The organism is Streptomyces sp. NPDC045431 (assembly GCF_040646655.1).
GTDB lineage: Bacteria > Actinomycetota > Actinomycetes > Streptomycetales > Streptomycetaceae > Streptomyces.
Genome location: NZ_JBEZAQ010000002.1, coordinates 218,233 through 234,934 on the forward strand (window position 1 = coordinate 218,233; position 16,702 = coordinate 234,934).

Consider the following 16,702-nt stretch of genomic DNA (forward strand, 5'->3'; position numbering starts at 1 on the left):
GGTGAACTCCTGCGGGATCGGCGGGCTCAACGGGCTTCGGTCGTTCCGTGGCGCACCGGGGCGGCCGTGCGGTCGGCGATGTCCCGGACGGTGACTCCGGGGGCCGTCTCCACGAGCACCAGGCCGTCGTCGGTGACGTCGAGGACGCCGAGGTCGGTGATGATCCGGTGGACGCAGGCCCGGCCGGTGAGCGGCAGGGTGCACTCCTCGACGATCTTCGGGCTGCCGTCCTTGGCGGTGTGCGTCATGGTGACCAGCACCCGCCGGGCGCCGTGGACGAGGTCCATGGCGCCGCCGATGCCGGTGACGAGCTTGCCGGGGACGGCCCAGTTGGCGAGGTCGCCGCGGGCGGAGACCTGCATGGCGCCGAGGACGGCGACGTCGATGTGGCCGCCGCGGATCATCGCGAAGGAGAGCGCCGAGTCGAAGTACGAGGCTCCGGGCAGGACGGTGACGGTCTCCTTGCCCGCGTTGATGAGGTCGGGGTCGACTTCGTGCTCGTACGGGTAGGGGCCGGTGCCCAGGATGCCGTTCTCGGATTCGAGGACCACGTGGACGCCGTCGGGGAGGTGGTCGGGGATGAGGGTGGGCAGTCCGATGCCGAGGTTGACGTACTCGCCGTCGCGCAGTTCGGCGGCGGCGCGGGCGGCCATCTGGTCGCGGGTCCAGGGCATCAGCCACGCGCCTCTCGGGTTGTCGTACGGTCCGTACGCGTCGGAGGGTCCGTACACGTCGGAGGGTCCGTACGGACCGGGCGGACGGGGCGGACCGTGCGGTTCTCGATCCTCTTGTCGGCGGCCTGCTCCGGGGTGAGGGCGACGACGCGCTGGACGAAGACGCCCGGCAGGTGCACGTGGTCCGGGTCGATCGCGCCGGGCTCGACCAGCTCCTCGACCTCCGCGACGGTGACGCGCCCGGCCATGGCCGCGAGCGGGTTGAAGTTGCGGGCCGACTTGGCGAAGACGAGGTTGCCGTGGCGGTCGCCCTTGGCGGCGCGGACGAGCGCGAAGTCGGTACGGATGCCGTGTTCGAGGACGTGCGGTACGCCGTCGAACTCCCGGACCTCCTTGGGCGGGGACGCCACCGCGACGCCGCCGTCGCCGTCGTACCGCCAGGGCAGGCCGCCGTCCGCGACCTGGGTGCCGACACCGGCCGGTGTGTAGAAGGCGGGGATGCCCGCGCCGCCGGCGCGCAGCCGCTCGGCGAGGGTGCCCTGGGGGATCAGTTCCAGCTCCAGCTCGCCGCCGAGGTACTGGCGGGCGAACTCCTTGTTGGCGCCGATGTACGAGCCGGTCACGCGGGCGATGCGCCCGGCGGCCAGGAGGACGGCGAGACCGGACTCCAAGGCTCCGCAGTTGTTGGAGACGACGGCGAGGCGCCTGACGCCGGCCTCGAACACCGCCTGGATGAGCGTGTTCGGTACGCCGCTGAGGCCGAAGCCGCCGACGGCCAGGGACGCTCCGTCGTGTATGTCGGCCACCGCTTGCGCTGCCGTGGCCACCACCTTGTCCATCCGGCTGGTTCCTCCCGAGCGGAAAGAAATGCTCAGTGCACTGAGCATTTGTCGTCGGGCAGCAGCCTGGCATCGCCTTGCGGGCCGGTCAAGACCCTCAGTGCACTGTGCATACGTGAGACACTGTCCCGGCTCGGGGACACCTGTCTCCTGGGAGAGTCGTCGGGAGAGAGGAGTCCACCGTGCCCGCACTCGATCTCGGCAGCCATCCGGGCCATCTGGCCCGGCGGTTGCAGCAGGCGCACACGCTGCTGTGGACCACGATGGTCTCGGAGGAGGTCACCTCCCCGCAGTTCGCCGTGCTCAACACCCTGGTGGGCGAGGACGCCCTGGACCAGCGGACGGTCGGCGAGCGGGTCGGCCTCGACCGCTCCACCATCGCCGAGGTGGTCCGCCGGCTGGCCGACCGCGGCCTCGTCGACAAGGTGCGCGACCCGCGCGACGGCCGCCGCTCCGTGCTGCACGCCACGGAGGAGGGCGTACGCGTGCACAGGCGCCTCGCGGTCCGCACGGCCCGGATGAACCAGGTGTTCCTCGCCCCCCTGGACCCCGCCGAGCAGACGGTCTTCCTGGCCCTGCTGCGCCGCGTCTCGGACGCTGCGGAGGGGCTCCGCAACCCGGCGGAGCCGGACTACGCGGTGGCGGGCGGGGGTTCGTAGGGATCGGCCGACCGGGGCTCCAGGGTTCAGTCCACCGTCAGGACGAGCTTGCCCTGGTGTCCGCCGGTCTCCATCTGCCGGTGCGCTTCGGCCATGTCCGCCGGCGCGAAGCGGCGGGCGATGGGCAGGGTGGCCTCACCGCGTGCCACCGCCTGGGCGACGTGGGCGACGGTGGCGGCCGAGCGGGTTCCGAACATCATGGTGATGCCGTACCGCTCGGCGAGCCGCGGGCCGGCCAGCGTCACGATCCGGCGCGTGTCGCCGGTCACGGCGACGGACACGCTGATGGCCTCCTCGGAACCCGTCAGGTCCAGCGAGGCGTCCACGCCCTGCGGGGCCGACTCGCGCACCCGCTGTTCCAGGCCCTCGCCGTACGCCACCGGGATGGCACCGAGGGAGCGGAGGTAGTCGTGGTTTGCCTCGCCCGCCGTTCCGATCACATGGACGCCCCTAGCTCGGGCGAACTGCACCGCCAGGCTCCCGACGCCACCGGACGCGCCATGGATGAGCACCGTCTCCCCTGCCTTCGGCTCCAGCCGGGCCAGCGCGTTGAACGCCGCCTGCCCGACCGCCCCCACGACCGCGGCCGTCTCCCACGAGAGGGCCGCGGGCTTCGGCGTCAGGTTCTCCTCGGGGACGACGACCTGCTCGGCGTAGGCCGCCATGTCCACGAACCCGATCACCTCGTCCCCGGCCGAGAAACCGCCGACACCGTCACCGACCTGGTCCACCACACCGGCGAACTCGTTGCCGAGCTGCTGAGGGAAAGAGATGTCGTAGACCGCGTCGAACTCCCCGCGCCGGATCTTGGCATCGATCGGGTTCAGCCCCGCCGCCTTGATCCGCACCCGGACCTGTCCCGCACCTGCCTGCGGCTCGGGAAGATCAGCCACCCGCAGCACCTCAGGGCCGCCATAGGAGTCCATTACCACTGCCTTCATCACGCTTGCGCCTACACCTTCGAATGAGCGGTTAAATAGCCACCCAAGGCTTCAGATATGCCTCGAATGGCGCCTTCTGCTCCCCAGTCAACGCCTGCGGACCTTGGCGGGTCCAACACTCTCCACAAGACACACAACAGTCTCAGGCTGTTACGGTGAAGGGGTGGATCTCGATCTGCGCCAGGCCCGCTACGCCGTGGCCCTCGCCGAAGAACGTCACTACGGCCGGGCCGCCGCCCGGCTCTCCATCGCCCAGCAGACCCTGTCCGCTCAGATCACAGCCCTGGAGAAGCGCCTCGGCGTCCAGCTGTTCCACCGCGACCGCCGCCAGGTCACCCTCACCCCCGCGGGCGAGCTCTTCACCACCCGCGCACAGCGCCTGCTCACCGATGCTCAACGGCTCGTCGACGACCTCACCCGCACCAGCACACCGCTGCGCATCGACGCCCTCACCGAGGGGCTGACCCCCTCGCTCCTCGCCCGGCACTTGAGCTCCCAGACCCCGTGCCTGCCCTTGGAGGTCGTCCACAGCCAGGGCCTGGCCGCCGCACTGCCCCGCCTGCTCTCCGGCGATCTCGATCTCTCCTTCGGCCGTATCCACGGCCTCGGCCGAGAACTGCCGGCGCCCCTGGCCACCATGCCCGTACGGCTGGAGCCCATCGGCGTCATCGTCCCCGCCGACCACCCTCTCGCCGAACGCGACGAGGTGCCCCTCGCCGCTCTCGCCGACCACCCCCTCCTCGTCCACACCGCCGACGAAGCCGCCGAATGGCGCGACTGGATCGACCAGACCATGGCCGCCTTCGGGTTGCGCAGCGCGCTCCGCGTACGCGGGCACGGCCGCACCGCCATCCACGCAACCGTGCAAGCCCGCGGTTACCCCGCCTTCGGCCTCACCACGGGGCAGCTTCCCGAGGGCCTGACCGCTCGCCCGCTGACCAGCCCGGTCCCTCTCTACCCCTGGCACGCCGTCTGGAACGGCACCACCGCGACGGCCGCCACCCACCGTGCTCTGGAGCTCGTCCACACCTACGCCAGGGCCCATCACTGGCATCGCCTTCCCGACGCCCCCTGGTGGCTGCCCGAAGGGGACCGCGCAGCACTGAGCCCACGGAAGTGACCAACCGCGGGATCTGACGGCCCCCACGGGAAGCCCGCGGGAAAGTACCTGGGCATTGTCAGTGGCCCTCCCTACGATGGTCAGCAATTCCGAGTCCTCCTCGGTGGCGTGCGCGCATGCCCGCGTACGGTGCCGGGGCCAGGGCCGGGTCCATCGCGATTCGTGAGGGGGGGACCCCGCGATCGCCCGACCCGCACCCGCGGCCACCGTCCGGGGCCGTGAGGGTGCTCCCTTGTGCCCATGAACCTTCGCCCGTCCGAGCCTTCCGAGCCTTCCGAGCCCTTGGTGGTTTCCGAGACCCCTGTGTCCTCCGAGCCGTCGGTCAACACCTTCCAGGTGGACCTGCGCGGCCTCGTCGATCTGCTGTCGCACCACCTCTACTCCAGCCCGCGCGTGTACGTCCGCGAGCTGCTGCAGAACGCCGTGGACGCGGTCACCGCCCGCCTCGCCCACGACCCGGCCGCGCCCGCCGGCATCCGGCTGACGGCCACCGGCGACGCCGTCGTCATGGAGGACACCGGCATCGGTCTGACCTCCGAGGAGGTGCACACCCTCCTCGCCACCATCGGCCGCAGCTCCAAGCGCGACGCGCTGGACAGCGCACGGCAGGAGTTCCTGGGGCAGTTCGGCATCGGACTGCTCGCCTGCTTCGTCGTCGCCCAGCGGATACGCGTGGTGTCGCGCTCCGCCCGCAAGCCCGACGAGCCGCCGGTGGAGTGGCTGGCGAGCGACGACGGGTCGTACACGGTACGGACGCTGCCCCACGAGGCGCGTCCGGAGCCGGGCACCACCGTGCGGCTGGAGCCGCGCCCCGGGGCCGAGGAGTGGACCGAGCCGGGGCGCGTGGCCGAACTGGCGAGGGACTTCGGCTCGCTGCTGCCGCACGAGGTCACCTTCACGGGGCCGGACGCCGCCGACCGACCGCTGACGGAGCGGCCCGCCGTGTGGGACCGGCCGTACCCGACGCCCACCGCGCGGCGCGTCGCGCTCGCCGGGCACTGCGCGCGGGTCTTCGGGTTCACGCCGCTGGACTCCATCGACCTGGACCTGCCGGTCGCGGGCGTACGCGGTGTCGCCTACGTCCTGCCCTCCGCCACCAGCCCCGCCCACCGGGCGGCGCACCGGGTCTACCTGAAGGGCATGCTGCTCACCGACCGGGCGGACAACCTCCTGCCCGACTGGGCGTTCTTCGTCCGCGTCGTCCTGGACACCGACACCCTGCGCCCGACGGCCTCCCGGGAGAACCTGTACGACGACGAGACCCTCGCCGCCGTGCGCGAGGCGCTCGGCGTCCGCATCCGCGAGTGGCTCGCCGAGCTCGCGGCCGGGGACCCCGACCGGCTGGCGGCGTTCCTCACCGTGCACCACCTGGGCGTGAAGTCGATGGCGCGGCACGACGCCGAGCTGTTCGCGCTGATGCTGCCGTGGCTGCCGTTCGAGACCAGCGACGGCCGGGTCACCCTCGACGAGTTCGTACGGGCCCATCCGCAGGTCCACTTCACGCGCACGGTGGAGGAGTTCCGGCAGGTCTCCCCCATCGCCGCCGCGCACGGCCTCGGCGTCGTCAACGGCGGGTACACCTACGACGCGGACCTTATCGCCCTGCTGCCTCAGGTCAGGGAGGGTGTCACCGTCAGCGAGCTCGACGCGGGCGCCGTCACGGCCCACCTCGACCCCGTCGAACCGCAGCAGGAGCTGGCCCTGGCCGCGTTCCTCGCCACCGCCCGGACCCGGCTCGACGCCCTGGGCTGCGATGTGGCGCTGCGCGCCTTCCAGCCCGTCACCGTGCCGGCGCTGTACCTCGACGACCGGGAGGCCCGCCACGAGCGGGACCGCGCGGCGGCCGAGGAGGGCGCCGACAGCCTGTGGAGCGACATCCTCGGTGCCCTGCGCGGCTCGGCGCCCCGCGCCCGGCTGGTGCTCAACCACAACAACCCCCTGGTGCGGCGCGTCGCGGCGATCAGCGACCCCGAGCTGGCCGGTACGGCGGTCGAGTCGCTGTACGGGCAGGCCCTGCTGATGGCACAGCGCCCGCTGCGCCCCGCCGACACCTCACTGCTCAACCGGGCCTTCCTCGGGCTCCTGGAATGGGCGACGCACCCCACCACCACCCCCGCCGAGGGCACCACCCGGGAGGACGACAAGTGACCACCGCCGAACACGCGGGCCGGCCCGGCCCCGAGGACATCCGCCGGGCCCTGTGGGAGAACGAGTCCGCGCCCAACGGGCTGCTGCGCAACGCGCGGGCGGAGGAGCTGGTCACGGCGGCCGAGGCCACCGGGGACCGGGACCTGCTCCGGCAGGCGCTCTTCGGGCTCATCAGGGCGTACGAGTACAGCACCGAGCGCGGCAAGATGCTGGTGCCGTTCGCGCGCCTCATGCAGGAGTGGGACCGTGACCCGTCCGCGTTCGACGGGGCTGACACCCACACCTTCCACTGGATGTTCAAGTGGGTCAGCTCCGGGATGCTGACGTTGCCGGAGATCCCGCTCGCCACCATGGAGCAGTGGCTCGGCGAGATGGAGCGCCGCTACCGGATGGCCGGATACAGCGAGCGCGCCGTGCGGCAGGCCGAGTTCGAGCTGGCCGAGGAGACCGGCGACACCGAGCGGGCGGCGCGCGCGTTCGCCGCGTGGACGGTGGCGGAGCGCGACCGGATGGCCAACTGCCACGCCTGCGAGCTGGGCGGCCAGGGCCACTACCGGCTGAGCCAGGGACAGGACGACGAAGCCCTGCGCACGTGGGCGCCGGTCCTCGACGGCAGCGCCGGGTGCATGGAGGAGCCGCACCGGGTGCTGGCCAAGTCGCTGCTCCCGCTGGTGCGGACGGGCCGGCTGGACGACGCTCGCGCCCACCACCTGCGCGGCTACCGCATGGCCCGGGGCAACGAGAGCCTGCTGCCCTCGATCGGCCTGCACATCGAGTTCTGCGCGCTGACCGGCAACGAGGGCCGGGGCCTGGAGATCCTCTCGGAGCACGCCGCGCACCTCGCGTCCGAAGGCAACCCGTGGGCCCGGCTGGAGCTGCTCACCGGGGTCCTGGTCCTGACGCGCCGGCTGCTGGAGCTCGGCGTCGGCGAGCAGCCCGCGGTCGCGTACGCGGGGCGGCAGCGCACGGTGCGGGAGCTGCACGAGCTGCTGACCGCCGAGGCCACCGGGATCGCGGCCCGCTTCGACGAGCGCAACGGCAGCGACGTCGTGTCCGGGCGGCTGAAGCACCGGCTGGAGCGCGAGCCGCTGCTGGCGGGTCTGCCCCTGGGCGTACGGGCCGCCCGGCTCCCGGGCCCGCCCACCCCGGCACCGGTGGTGCCGGTTCCCCGTGGCGGTGACCAGGCGGCGGCCCCCGGGGCCTCGGCCTCCCCGGCCCAACTGCTCGCCGAGGCAGTCGCCGAAGCCCGGGAGCTGCGCGCCCAGGGCCACCCCCGGGCGACGGCCGCCTGGGACCGGGTGGAAGCCCTGGCCTCGCAGGCGGGCGAGACCACGGAGGGGGGCGAGGCTGCGCAGGCGGGCGAGGCTGCGGAGGGGGGCGAGACCGCCGATCCGCTGCTCGCGGCCGACCTGCTGGACCACCGGGCCATCCGCGCCGGGCGCGCGGGCGACGAGAGCGCGCGGGAGCTCTTCGAGCGGACCGCCGCCGCCTACCGCGCCGCCGGTGAGCCGAGCCGTGCCGCGCTCGCCGAAATGCGTGTGGCCACCGCGGCGGTGGGAGCGGGCGCGGAGCCGGAGGAGATCCGCGACCTGACGGCGGCGGCCGCCGCCTCGGCCCAGGCCCTGGACCCGGCCGACCCCACCAGGACACGCCGGATCGCGACGGCCGCCCTGCTGAAGATAAAGATCGACGCGGCGCTGCGCCACGACGAGGAGGACCACGGCGACGCACGCCTCGAAGCCGATCTGGCCGTGTTCACCGAGCAGTTCGGGCGGGACACGGGCGGCGACGGCAATGGTGTGGACGATCTGCTCGCCGAGGCGGACAGGATCCGCGCCGACCTGGCCTGGCGGTCGGGCGACGCGGACACGGCGGACGAGCTGCTCGCCCTGGCCGCGCGGCGCGTCATCGCCTCGTGCCACCCCTGGAACGCCGCGGAGCCGCTGTCGCGGCGGGCCCGGCTGCTGATGCGGCTCGGCCGCCTCGACGACGCCGAGGAGGCGGCGCGCGCCGCGGTGACACACGGCGCGGAGCTCGTGGACCCGCACGAACTCGGCGCGGTACGGCTGACGCTGGCGGAGGTGCTGTACCAGCGGGACGGCGAGGAGGCCGAGGCCGCGCAGTACGCCCTCGAGGCCGCCCACTGGTTCGACGCGGCGGGCGACTCCGCGGGAGCGGGCGCGTACGCCCGGCTCGTCCTCGCCCAGGCCCTCGGCGAGACGGGGCGCTCCGCCGAGGCGGCCGAGGTGCTGGAGTCCGCGCTGCCGGACCTGCTGGAGCACGGCGACGAGCAGGCCGTGCGCGCCCGCGACACGCTCGCGCGGAACCTGCGCGCACTGGGCGACCGGCGGGCCGCGGCGGAGCAGTACCTTCTCGCCGCCGAGGTGGCCAAGGGCTGGGAGCACCCAGGGGCGCACGCCCAGCTGGCGACGCTCGCCGCCGAGTGCCTCTCGGGCGCGGGCCTGCGTGACGAGGCGGTCGCGGCGTACCAGCGGGCCGTCGAGCTGTGGGAGAGCGTGGGCGATCCGGTCTCCCTCGCCCGCGCGCTGCGTTCGCTCGCCTGGCTGGAGATGCGCGGCGGCGACCCGGCCGCCGCCAAGGAGCTGATGGCGAGGGCGCTCACGGCGGTCGAGGGCGAGGGGGCCGAGCTGCTGGTGGAGCGTGCGCGTACCTGGGCGCAGACGGCCGAGCTGATCCTGGACGAGCTGTACGCGGAGGACGGGGAGGAAGCGGAGGACACGGCGGACGGAGAGGACGTCGGCGAGGCACGGCAGGACACTGCCGCGGCCGCCGAGGCCCGGCGCGAGGCGGTGCTCCTGCTGGAGCGGGCGGAGGCGGCGTTCGCCGCGCTCGGCGCCGGCGCGCTGGACGAGCGGGCGCGGTGCGCCGTCCAGGCGGCGTGGGCAGAGCAGGGCCTGGGCCGTACGGACGCGGCCACCGCACGACTGCGGTCGCTGATCGACGAGTTCGGCGCTCTGGACACGGAGGAGTCCCGCGGCTGCCTGCCGCAACTGGAGCACACGCTCGAACAGATCGGCGGCAGGGCCTGACCCGGACACGACGGGGGTCGGGCGACTCGGTCCGGGCCATCGCGGCCCGGGCCGTGCGTCCGCCGGCCGGAATGCCGGCCGAAGTGCCGGACGGACCACCGGACGGACATGCGGCACCCGGTCGCCACGGCGTGGCCGCCACGCCACTACACTCCGCGCGGCGCGGCGACACGGGCAGGGGACGGGGCCGACGCCCGGATGCCCCCTGTCGAGAGGGAGAGAGGAGCCAGGATGCGCGTCGCGCTGTTCGTGACCTGCGTCAATGACGCGGTGTACCCCGCCACCGGCATCGCCGTGGTGAGGCTGCTGCGGCGCCTGGGGGTCGAGGTGGACTTCCCGGCGGAGCAGACGTGCTGCGGCCAGCCGCAGTACAACACCGGCTACCGAAGCGAGACGCTGCCGCTGGTGCGCCGGACGGTGCGGGCGTTCGAGGGGTACGAGTACGTCGTGACGCCGTCGGGTTCGTGCGCGGCGATGGTGCGGGACAACTACCCGAAGCTGGGCGCGCCGGAGCTGGGGCCCCGGATGTACGAACTGACCGAGTTCCTGGTCGACGTGCTGGGTGTGACGGACGTGGGCGCGTACTTCCCGCACACCGTCACGTACCACCCTTCCTGTCACGGCCTGCGGATGCTGGGGCTCGGGGACCGGCCGCGCCGGCTGCTGGAGGCGGTGAAGGGCCTCGAGCTGGTGGAGCTGCCGGGCGCGGAGGAGTGCTGCGGGTTCGGCGGGACGTTCGCGGTGAAGAACGCCGCGGTGTCGTTGGCGATGGGCCGCGACAAGGTGCGCCACGCGACCGGGACGGGCGCGGCGGTGCTGTGCGGCGCGGACAACTCGTGTCTGATGCACATCGACGGGATCCTGCGGCGGGAGGGTGAGCGGATGCGGGCGGTGCACATCGCCGAGATCCTGGCGAGCACGGAAGAGGAGCCGCTGCGGTGAGCGGAACGACGACGTTCGTCGGGATGCCGGCGTTTCCCCAGGCGGCGGCCACGGCCGTACGCGACGAACGGCTGCGGGCGAACCTGCGGCACGCGACGCACACGATCCGCGACAAGCGGGCCCGGGCGGTCGCGGAGTTGGCGGACTGGGAGCAGCTGCGGGAGGCGGGCAAGCAGATCAAGGACCGTACGCTGCGTCATCTGGACACGTATCTGCTCCAATTGGAGGAGGCGGTCACGGCGGCGGGCGGCACGGTCCACTGGGCGGCGGACGCCGACGAGGCGAACCGGATCGTCACCGAGCTGGTGAAGGCCACCGGCGAGCGCGAGGTCGTGAAGGTCAAGTCCATGGCCACGCAGGAGATCGGCCTCAACGAAGCCCTGGAGGCGGAGGGCATCGCGGCGTACGAGACGGATCTCGCCGAGCTGATCGTGCAGTTGGGCGACGACCGGCCCTCGCACATTCTGGTCCCCGCGATCCACCGCAACCGCGGCGAGATCCGTGACATCTTCCGTGAACGGATGGGCGCCTGGGGGCGGCCCGCGCCCGACGGCCTGACCGACACACCCGCCGAACTGGCCGAGGCCGCCCGCCTTCACCTTCGCGAGAAGTTCCTGCGCGCCACAGTGGGTATCTCCGGCGCGAACTTCATGGTCGCCGAGACGGGCACGCTGGTGGTGGTCGAGTCCGAGGGCAACGGGCGGATGTGCCTGACCCTGCCCGAGACCCTGATCTCGGTCGTCGGGATCGAGAAGGTGGTGCCGACCTGGCGGGACCTGGAGGTGTTCCTGCAGACGCTGCCGCGTTCGTCGACGGCCGAGCGCATGAACCCGTACACCAGCATGTGGACCGGCACGAGCGACGGGGACGGGCCCCGGACGTTCCACCTCGTCCTGCTCGACAACGGCCGCACCGCCGCGCTCGCCGACGAGGTCGGGCGACAGGCGCTGCGCTGCATCCGCTGTTCGGCCTGCCTGAACGTGTGCCCCGTGTACGAGCGGGCCGGCGGCCACGCGTACGGCTCCGTCTACCCCGGCCCGATCGGCGCCATCCTCACGCCCCAACTCCGTGGCACGGCCAGCGGGATCGACGCCTCGCTGCCGTACGCGTCGTCGCTGTGCGGGGCGTGTTACGAGGTGTGTCCGGTGGCCATCGACATTCCCGAGGTGCTGGTGCACCTGCGCGGGCGCGTCGCCGAGCAGGGCGGCAGGGGGCACCGGCTGGAGAAGGCCGCCGTCCGGGCGGCGACCTGGCTGCTCGACCACCCCACCGCCCTCGCCGCCGGTGAGCGCCTCGCCTCCGCGACCCGCCGCGCGCATCCGTCGCGGCTGCCGGGCGCGGGGCCGTGGACGGAGGGCCGGGAACTGCCGGAGATGCCCGAGCAATCGTTCCGCGAGTGGTGGAGGAAGAACCAGGCATGAACGCCGAACCCCGTAAGGGCGACGAGCCCCGCACGAGCGCCGGACCTCGGCACGGCGACGACCCCCGCACGAGCGCCGGACCACGGCATGGCCACGAGCCCCACACGAGCGCCGAACTCCGCGGTGGCACCGGCCCTCGCCACGGCACCGGACACCGCGACGGCTGCGGACCTCGCGACGGCACCGATCCCGCTCCCGCGCCCCCACCCACGCCCCGCAGCGGCTCCCGCGAGCGGATCCTCGCCCGTATCCGCGCGGCCGTCGCCGACGCGCCCGAAGCGCCGGAGCCGGCCCGCGACTACCTCACCGCGCACGCCCCGTCCGACGACCCGGCCGCGCTCCTCGACCTCCTCCACCACAACCTCGCCGACTACCGCGCCCATGTGCACCGTACGACCGAGGAGCGGCTCCCGGAGGTCATCGCCGGCCTGCTCGCCGAACACGGCGTACGGTCGCTCGCCGTGCCGCCCGGGCTGCCGGCCGCCTGGCTCGCCGGAGCCGGCGCAGAGCAGCGCCACGACACCCGCGCCGCACCGCTGACACCCCGGCAGCTCGACGCGACCGACGCCGTCGTCACCGGTTGCGCCCTGGCGATCGCCGAGACCGGCACCCTCGTCCTGGACGGCACCGAAGGCCAGGGCCGCCGGGCCCTGACGCTGGTGCCGGACCTGCACGTGTGCGTCGTGCGCGCGCCGGGCCAGGTCGTCGCGTCGCTCCCGGAGGCGCTGCCGCGCCTGGTGCCGGGGCGTCCACTGACCTGGGTGTCCGGGCCGTCCGCGACGAGCGACATCGAGCTCGACCGGGTCGAGGGCGTCCACGGCCCGCGCACCCTCCACGTCGTCCTGGTGGTCGGCGACCGGTAGAGAGGGGGCGCGCGCAGGCGCGCGTGGGGGGCGTACGCGCAGGGCGCGCGCTGCGGCGCGACACGCGCACGCGCACCTCAATCCAGGCCCACTATGCGTCACACATATTCACTACGCGTGATGACGCCTGGTGGAGTCGGGTCGGTGCCCGCCATGAGCAGCCAGGCGGATCACCATACGAAAGGGAAGCCCTCCATGGCCGTCGAGACACGTCCCGCTCCCGAGCCGCCGCAGATCCTCACCCAGGAGAGCGTCCAGCTCAGCCTCAGCACGCGGGCCGCGCGGAATCTCGCCACGACCACCAAGTCCGAACCGCAGATGCAGGAGATCAGCTCGCGCTGGCTGCTGCGCAAACTGCCGTGGGTGCACGTCCCCGGTGGCGCCTACCGGGTCAACCGCCGCCTGTCGTACTCGGTCGGGGACGGCCGCGTCACCTTCGTCCAGACCGGCTCCAAGGTGCAGGTCGTCCCGGCCGAGCTGTGTGAACTGCCGCTGCTGCGCGGGTTCAACGACCCGACCGCCCTCGCGGCGCTGGCGGACAAGTTCGTCCAGAAGACGTACGAGCCGGGCCAGGTCCTCGTCGAGGCGGGCCGCAAGCTGGACACGGTCTTCCTGATCGCGCACGGCAAGGTGGAGAAGGTCGGCAAGGGCAAGTACGACGACTCCGAGACGCGTCTCGGCATGCTCGCCGACGGCGACTCCTTCGGCGGCCGGGTACTGGCGGGCGCCGCCGACGCCAAGTGGGAGTTCTCGGTCCGCGCCCTCACCACGACCACCGTGCTGACGCTCCCTCAGTCTGCGTACAAGACGGTGGCGTCGCAGTACGAGACGCTGCGCGACCACGTCCAGGGGCTCACCTCCAACGGGCACCGGCCGACGAACAAGTACGGCGAGGTGGAGATCAGCTTCCTCTCGGGCCACGAGGGTGAGCCGCCGCTGCCGACCACCTTCGTGGACTACGAACTCGAGCCGCGCGAGTACGAGCTGAGCGTCGCGCAGACGATCCTGAAGGTGCACAGCCGGGTCGCCGACCTCTACAACAAGCCGATGAACCAGACCGAGCAGCAGCTCAAGCTGACGATCCAGGCGCTGCGCGAGCGCCAGGAGCACGAGCTGGTCAACAACCCGGACTTCGGGCTGCTGCACAACACGGACTACAACCAGCGCATCCAGAGCCCCGCCGGTCCGCCGACCCCGGACGACCTGGACGACCTGATCAGCATGCGGCGCGGCACGCAGTACATCTTCGCCCATCCGCGCGCGATCGCCGCGTTCGGCAAGGAGTGCACCAAGCGGGGCGTGAACCCCGGCAGCGTGGACATCGGCGGTCACCACATCCCCGCGTGGCGCGGCGTCCCCATCCTGCCCTGCGGCAAGATCCCGATCACCGAGCACCAGACGTCCTCGATGATCGCGATGCGTACGGGCGAGGACAACGAGGGTGTCATCGGCCTCTATCAGACGGGGCTGCCGGACGAGTACGAGCCGGGCCTCAACGTCCGGTTCATGGGGATCGACGAGAAGGCGATCATCTCGTACCTGGTCAGCACCTACTATTCGGCCGCGATCCTCGTCCCCGACGCCATCGGCATCCTCGAGAACATCGAGGTCCGTCCGCGTGCGTAGCCGCCTGCGCCGCCGCCTGCGACCGAACCGGAAGGTGAAGGAGGGCCGGGCCGATGTCACTGCTGTCCCGGATGTCCGCGCCTGCGGCCGTCCATGAGCTCGCGGGCCTGGTGAGCGCCGTGCTGAACGGGCCCTCGGGGCCCGCGAAGCTGTCGGCGCCACCGGCGCCGCGGCTGCCCACCGGTCCGACGGGGCTGGGCTCCGCCGCCGCCCGGCTGTGGTCCCTGGGGCCGGCGGGCGGGGCGGCGAAGGGCTCCCCGGCCCCTACCGGGCGCACCGCACCCGGCGGGACCACCGCGCCCACCGGAACCGCCACCCCCACCACGCCCACCACGCCCACCAGGACCACCGCGCCCCACGGGACCGCCACGCCCGACGGGCAGACCGCCTCCGCCCCCTCCACCGGGTCGCATCCCACGCTGTACTGCCCGCCCGCCCTCCGTGACGACCCCGCCCTCGGCGAGGCGGTCAACGAACGGCTGGTCGACTGGGCCGCGGAGATCGGGATCTACCCCGGTCAGCTCGACAAGGTCCGCTCGGCCGACTTCGGACGGCTGATGATGCTGGCGCACCCCGAGTCGGACGACCCCGACCGGCTGCTGGCGGCGGCGAAGTGCGCGCTGGCCGAGTGGGCCGTCGACGACCACTACGTGGACGGGGAGGCGGAGGAGGCCCGGCACGACCTGCTGGGCCGACGGCTCGCCATCGCCCACTCGGTGATCGACCAGGCCCAGCTCCCGCTGCGGTACGCGCCGGAGCTGGAGCAGGTGGTGCGCGCGGACCCGGTGGCGATGGCGCTGCGCTCCGCCCTCACCAACCTGCACGACCACGCCACCACGACCCAGGTGCGCCGCCTCCGCCACGAGCTGGCCATCATGTTCGTCGCGTACGGCCAGGAAGGCGTGTGGCACACGAAGGGGCAGCGGCCGCCGGTCTGGGAGTACCTGATGCACCGTCACGAGAACAGCTTCATCCCGTGCATGGTGCTGGTGGACGCCGTCGCGGGCTACGAGGTGCCGATGGCCGAGTTCTCCGACCCCCGGGTGCGCCGGACGTTCAACCTGGCCGGCACGGCGACGGTCCTCATGAACGACCTGTACTCGATGGGCAAGGAAGACCCCACGGACTTCAGCCTGCCGATGCTGATCGTGGCCGAGGAGCAGTGTTCCATGGAGGTCGCGGTGGAGCGCAGCGTCGAGATCCACGACGAGCTGATGCACACCTTCGAGGCCGAGGCGGCCGCCCTCTCCGTCACCGGCTCCCCCGAACTGCGCCGCTTTCTGGCCGGTACGTGGGCCTGGGTGGGCGGCAACCGCGAATGGCACGCGGGCAGCGCCCGCTACAACGTCGCCGAAGCGGCCTGACGTCGTATCCGCTCACCCCTCCCCTCCTCTTCGTCCCCTCCCCCCACACACATCGCAAGGAGCCATCCGGCATGACCACGACCGCCTCCCCCGCAGAGGTGCTGCGCACGGAGTACCAGAAGTCCGTCGCCGCGTACTGGAACACCAACCAGCAGGACCCGGTCAACCTGCGCCTCGGTGAGGTCGACGGCCTCTACCACCACCACTACGGGCTCGGCGAGTACGACCCCTCCGTACTGGAGGGGCCGGAGGAGACGCGCCAGGACCGCATCACCCGCGAACTCCACCGGCTGGAGACCGCCCAGGCCGACGTCCTGCTGGACCACCTGGGCCCCGTCACGGCCGACGACATGCTGCTCGACTGCGGCTCGGGGCGCGGCGGCACCAGCCTCATGGCCAACCAGCGCTTCGGCTGTCGGGTCGACGGTGTGTCGATCTCCGAGTACCAGGTCGGCTTCGCCAACACGCAGGCCGAGGAGCGCGGCGTCTCGGACCGGGTGAGGTTCCACTTCCGGAACATGCTCGACACCCGCTTCGAGACGGCCTCGCGCCGGGGCGCGTGGACCAACGAAACCACCATGTACGTCGACCTGTTCGAGCTGTACGCCGAGGTGTCGCGGGTCCTGGAGTTCGGCGGCCGCTACGTCTGCATCACCGGCTGCTCCAACGACGTGACCGGTGGCCGCTCCAAGGCCGTCAGCCGCATCGACGAGCACTACACCTGCAACATCCACCCGCGCAGCGCCTACTTCAAGGCCCTGGCGGCCAACAACCTGGTGCCGATCAACGTCGTCGACCTGACGCCGCAGACCATCCCGTACTGGGAGCTGCGCGCCAAGTCGTCGCTGGCCACCGGCATCGAGGAGCCGTTCCTCACCGCGTACAAGGAGGGCAGCTTCCACTACCTCCTCATCGCCGCCGACCGGGTCTGACCGGTCCGCACCAGCCCCCTGTGGGGCCCGGGCCGTCGCCCGGGCCGCGGGGGGCTTCTTCGCGTCCGTTATGGCGCGATGCCAGCGAATCTGCACACCGAATGTACAGGCGTCACACCTTCT

Annotated in this window: 13 protein-coding genes; 10 read left to right on the forward strand and 3 right to left on the reverse strand. The window is 72.6% G+C overall.

Going from position 1 to position 16,702, the window contains the following annotated elements:
* Nucleotides 1-26: 26 nt before the first annotated feature.
* Together AB0A69_RS05370 and AB0A69_RS05375 are read right to left on the reverse strand one after the other, a co-directional pair.
* The gene (locus AB0A69_RS05370; RefSeq protein WP_361415579.1) at nucleotides 27-674 is read right to left on the reverse strand and encodes a CoA transferase subunit B; all 648 of its coding nucleotides are present in this window, start codon (nucleotides 672-674) and stop codon (nucleotides 27-29) included.
* Nucleotides 674-1,513, reverse strand: coding sequence for a CoA transferase subunit A (locus AB0A69_RS05375; protein WP_361415581.1), 840 nt, complete (start codon nucleotides 1,511-1,513; stop codon nucleotides 674-676). The genes AB0A69_RS05370 and AB0A69_RS05375 overlap by 1 nt, the downstream gene beginning before the upstream one ends.
* Nucleotides 1,514-1,695: 182 nt before the next feature.
* On the opposite strand from AB0A69_RS05375, the gene AB0A69_RS05380 reads away from it, so the two are divergent.
* Nucleotides 1,696-2,172 carry a MarR family transcriptional regulator gene (locus AB0A69_RS05380; protein ID WP_361415583.1) on the forward strand — a complete coding sequence of 159 codons (477 nt, stop codon included), beginning with the start codon at nucleotides 1,696-1,698 and terminating at the stop codon, nucleotides 2,170-2,172.
* Nucleotides 2,173-2,198: 26 nt separating this feature from the next.
* Here the strand turns inward: AB0A69_RS05380 and AB0A69_RS05385 are convergent, their stop codons facing one another.
* Complete coding sequence (locus AB0A69_RS05385; RefSeq protein ID WP_361415585.1) at nucleotides 2,199-3,065, reverse strand: NADP-dependent oxidoreductase; 867 nt, start codon at nucleotides 3,063-3,065, stop codon at nucleotides 2,199-2,201.
* Nucleotides 3,066-3,276: 211 nt separating this feature from the next.
* On the opposite strand from AB0A69_RS05385, the gene AB0A69_RS05390 reads away from it, so the two are divergent.
* The 9 genes from AB0A69_RS05390 (at nucleotide 3,277) to AB0A69_RS05430 (ending at nucleotide 16,579) form a co-directional block, all read left to right on the forward strand.
* Nucleotides 3,277-4,233, forward strand: coding sequence for a LysR family transcriptional regulator (locus AB0A69_RS05390; RefSeq protein WP_361415587.1), 957 nt, complete (start codon nucleotides 3,277-3,279; stop codon nucleotides 4,231-4,233).
* 240 nt (nucleotides 4,234-4,473) lie between these two features.
* The gene (locus tag AB0A69_RS05395; RefSeq protein WP_361415589.1) at nucleotides 4,474-6,381 is read left to right on the forward strand and encodes an HSP90 family protein; all 1,908 of its coding nucleotides are present in this window, start codon (nucleotides 4,474-4,476) and stop codon (nucleotides 6,379-6,381) included.
* A complete protein-coding gene (locus AB0A69_RS05400) occupies nucleotides 6,378-9,431 on the forward strand; it encodes a tetratricopeptide repeat protein (protein WP_361415591.1) in 3,054 nt (1,017 codons plus the stop codon). The genes AB0A69_RS05395 and AB0A69_RS05400 overlap by 4 nt, the downstream gene beginning before the upstream one ends.
* A 231-nt stretch (nucleotides 9,432-9,662) precedes the next feature.
* Nucleotides 9,663-10,373 carry a (Fe-S)-binding protein gene (locus tag AB0A69_RS05405; RefSeq protein WP_361415593.1) on the forward strand — a complete coding sequence of 237 codons (711 nt, stop codon included), beginning with the start codon at nucleotides 9,663-9,665 and terminating at the stop codon, nucleotides 10,371-10,373.
* Complete coding sequence (locus AB0A69_RS05410) at nucleotides 10,370-11,794, forward strand: LutB/LldF family L-lactate oxidation iron-sulfur protein (protein ID WP_361415595.1); 1,425 nt, start codon at nucleotides 10,370-10,372, stop codon at nucleotides 11,792-11,794. The genes AB0A69_RS05405 and AB0A69_RS05410 overlap by 4 nt, the downstream gene beginning before the upstream one ends.
* 236 nt (nucleotides 11,795-12,030) lie before the next feature.
* Nucleotides 12,031-12,657 (forward strand): LUD domain-containing protein, encoded by a 627-nt coding sequence (locus AB0A69_RS05415; protein ID WP_361416799.1) that lies wholly within the window; start codon nucleotides 12,031-12,033, stop codon nucleotides 12,655-12,657.
* A 195-nt stretch (nucleotides 12,658-12,852) separates the two neighbouring features.
* Nucleotides 12,853-14,283, forward strand: a complete 1,431-nt coding sequence (locus AB0A69_RS05420; RefSeq protein WP_361415597.1) for a family 2B encapsulin nanocompartment shell protein — start codon at nucleotides 12,853-12,855, stop codon at nucleotides 14,281-14,283.
* A gap of 53 nt (nucleotides 14,284-14,336) precedes the next feature.
* The gene (locus AB0A69_RS05425) at nucleotides 14,337-15,647 is read left to right on the forward strand and encodes a family 2 encapsulin nanocompartment cargo protein terpene cyclase (RefSeq protein WP_361415599.1); all 1,311 of its coding nucleotides are present in this window, start codon (nucleotides 14,337-14,339) and stop codon (nucleotides 15,645-15,647) included.
* A gap of 71 nt (nucleotides 15,648-15,718) precedes the next feature.
* On the forward strand, nucleotides 15,719-16,579 hold the full coding sequence (locus AB0A69_RS05430; protein WP_361415601.1) for a geranyl diphosphate 2-C-methyltransferase: 861 nt from the start codon (nucleotides 15,719-15,721) through the stop codon (nucleotides 16,577-16,579).
* Nucleotides 16,580-16,702 lie beyond the last annotated feature (123 nt).

Bases quoted from the DNA above. Each gene is read 5' to 3' on its own strand.
- AB0A69_RS05405 (WP_361415593.1), top strand. From the start codon at position 9,663: ATGCGCGTCGCGCTGTTCGTGACCTGCGTCAATGACGCGGTGTACCCC.
- AB0A69_RS05375 (WP_361415581.1), bottom strand. From the start codon at position 1,513: ATGGACAAGGTGGTGGCCACGGCAGCGCAAGCGGTGGCCGACATACAC.
- AB0A69_RS05420 (WP_361415597.1), top strand. From the start codon at position 12,853: ATGGCCGTCGAGACACGTCCCGCTCCCGAGCCGCCGCAGATCCTCACC.
- AB0A69_RS05425 (WP_361415599.1), top strand. From the start codon at position 14,337: ATGTCACTGCTGTCCCGGATGTCCGCGCCTGCGGCCGTCCATGAGCTC.
- AB0A69_RS05370 (WP_361415579.1), bottom strand. From the start codon at position 674: ATGCCCTGGACCCGCGACCAGATGGCCGCCCGCGCCGCCGCCGAACTG.
- AB0A69_RS05395 (WP_361415589.1), top strand. From the start codon at position 4,474: ATGAACCTTCGCCCGTCCGAGCCTTCCGAGCCTTCCGAGCCCTTGGTG.
- AB0A69_RS05430 (WP_361415601.1), top strand. From the start codon at position 15,719: ATGACCACGACCGCCTCCCCCGCAGAGGTGCTGCGCACGGAGTACCAG.